Source organism: Pseudomonas fontis, from assembly GCF_028656955.1.
Classification (GTDB): domain Bacteria; phylum Pseudomonadota; class Gammaproteobacteria; order Pseudomonadales; family Pseudomonadaceae; genus Aquipseudomonas; species Aquipseudomonas fontis.
This window is the reverse complement of sequence record NZ_JAMDGY010000148.1, coordinates 1-1,943: the sequence shown is the minus strand read 5'-3', so window position 1 is coordinate 1,943 and position 1,943 is coordinate 1. Positions and strand designations below refer to the sequence as shown.

The 1,943-nt window shown below is 63.8% G+C and carries 2 protein-coding genes; both read right to left on the bottom strand.

All coding sequences use genetic code 11. From position 1 onward, the window contains the following. Positions 1-585, bottom strand: a 585-nt coding sequence (locus tag M5G11_RS27360; protein WP_476453995.1) for an oxidoreductase, incomplete at its 3' end; no start/stop codon positions are given. A gap of 144 nt (positions 586-729) precedes the next feature. Continuing rightward, entirely contained in the window at positions 730-1,782 is a 1,053-nt protein-coding gene (locus M5G11_RS27355; RefSeq protein WP_273914013.1) for a hypothetical protein, read from the bottom strand. Between the last annotated feature and the right edge of the window lie 161 nt (positions 1,783-1,943).

Sequence of the window (1,943 nt, the reverse complement as noted above, 5' to 3'; positions counted from 1 at the left end):
GGTGATTGTTTCGTAGCTGCCGCCCCAGCGGTCGGTGCGGTGGTTGGTGTGGGCCGCCAGGAACTGGTTGATGAAGTAGCCTTCCGAACCCATGATCTCGACGCCGTCGTAGCCGGCGCTCTGCGCCAGTTGCGAGCAGTTGACGAAGTCGGCGATCTGCTTCTCGATGCCCTCCTCATCCAGCTCACGTGGCTTGAACGGGTTGATCGGCGCCTGGATGGCACTTGGCGCGACCGATTTGGGGCTGTAGGCATAACGGCCAGCATGGAGGATCTGCATGCAGATCTTGCCGCCCGCCGCGTGTACCGCCTGGGTGACGATGCGGTGTTTTTCCGCTTCTTCCGAAGTGCTCAGCTTGGCCGCGCCGGAGTACACGCCGCCTTCCACGTTAGGGCCGATACCGCCAGTGACCATCAGGCCGACACCGCCACGGGCGCGCTCGGCAAAATAGGCGGCCATGCGTTCGAAGCCACCCGGCTTCTCTTCCAGGCCGGTGTGCATCGAGCCCATCAGGGTACGGTTGCGCAGGGTGGTAAAGCCCAGGTCCAGCGGGGCGAGCAAATGCGGGTAACGAGCGGCGGCCATAGGGAACTCCACAACGAGCTTAATCACGGAATGCGGGCACCTCGCCGATAGCGGGGCCCGTCAGTTATCTGTGGCTGACATTAAAGGGCCATGGAGCGCGGCTCAATGACCGAAAGTGACAAGTTATTGATCAAAAAGAACGGCTCAGTCGCGCGCGTTGCGATAGCGCCGCCAGGCTTTCGAGTCCGGGTTGGTGATCTTGGCCATGTACGCGCATTCGGCGCACCAATGGCCTGCGCGGATCGCCGCCAGCGCGGCGTGCCAGCTGTGCCCGCGGTGGCACAGCCAGTGCAGCTTGGTGGTGCTGTTGACATAGACCTGCGCAAGGCACTGGCCACCGCGTGCTGCTGCCGCCTGATGGGCATCGTCGATACTCAGGCGCTTGGCATCATGGGCACAGGCAGCGCACCAGTTGCCGCGCAGGATCAGCTTGCCGCCGGCCATCCACTCGTGCCCCTGTGCACAGCGCATGTGATAACGGGCAATCGACCCGTTGTAGGTGTCGCTCAGGCACACGCCGCCGCGTGCAGCGGCTTTCTGTTGCAGCAGTGCCAGGCCGTCCTGGTGGCGATAGTTGACGACTTTGCGCAGCCTCGCGCATTCGGGGCACCAGCTGCGGCGCATCACTTCCCGGCCCAGGGACTGCCAGGTGTGCCCCTGCGCACAGCGAAACGCATAGGTGTGCCCGCCGCCTTCATAGCGACTGGCCAGGCAGGTGCCGCCCCGCGCGGCGGCGGTCTGTTGCAATCGGCTCAAGCCGTCTTTCAGGCGCATGCACTGGCCGTGTCTGCGCACTTTGCAACTGGGGCAGTTGGCGCTGCGCAACACATGCGAGCCGATGCGGGTCCACTCCCGGCCGCAGTGGCAACGAAAGCGGTGCGCAACGTCGCGCCCCAGCCACCTGGCTTCCAGGCACTGCACACCGGCTGAGCCCGCCAGTTTGAACAGGCGGGTGTCACGGTCCTCCACGACACAGACCCGGCAACCGCCGGCCTTGGGTTGGCAAAGCGAGTCGACCAGCCTGACGAACTCGTGATTGCGCGCGCAGCGGAAACGGTACTGCGCTTTTGCCCCTAGCCACTGCTGGTCCAGGCAGACCAGCCCGAAGCGTTGCACTGCGGCGCGCAGCCTCGGTGAGCGGGAAAGGACCGGATGCTGCGGTGGGTTGCTGGGGTGATCGTTGCTGGCGCTGTCCAAAGCACACCTCGTTCAGGTTCTCCTTTTGCGCCCATCCTCCACAGCCCGATGAGGCTTGCCCAGTACCCAACTGCGGTTAAGGAAATTTCCTTCACGTACGGGAGAATCGTCCTATACGCGCAATTCAATTTCACCCGCCACTCTGTGCTGATTGACCACTG